This window comes from Rhizobium sp. SVR5-9E, assembly GCF_056755095.1.
In genome coordinates this window covers 1-278 of record NZ_JBNDHS010000372.1, presented here as the reverse complement: position 1 = coordinate 278, position 278 = coordinate 1, and the positions used below count along the sequence as shown (strand labels likewise).

At 38.8% G+C, this 278-nt stretch carries 1 protein-coding gene; it reads left to right on the top strand.

The window, feature by feature from the left end:
- Positions 1–278: DUF3108 domain-containing protein (locus ACPYOJ_RS35235; protein WP_481420367.1), on the top strand; the 278-nt coding region annotated here is incomplete at both ends.

Below are 278 nucleotides of genomic sequence, written 5' to 3'. Positions count from 1 at the left end.
ACCAATATCTCGGACGGTGAATCTATTACTTTAAGAATCCATTACGGATTTCTTAATGCCGGAATAGCCAATCTTACAGCACAAAAGACAACTTATAAAGGAGTTCCGCATCTCCATGTAAAAGGAACAGGACAGACGACGGGAGCGGTAAAAGCATTTTGTGAAGTCGATGATTTTTATGAAAGCTACATCAATCTGAATACCGAACTTCCGAGTTTTTATGTAAGAAACGTAAAAGAAGGAAGCTACCGCCAACATCTTGAAACAGTCTTTAACCA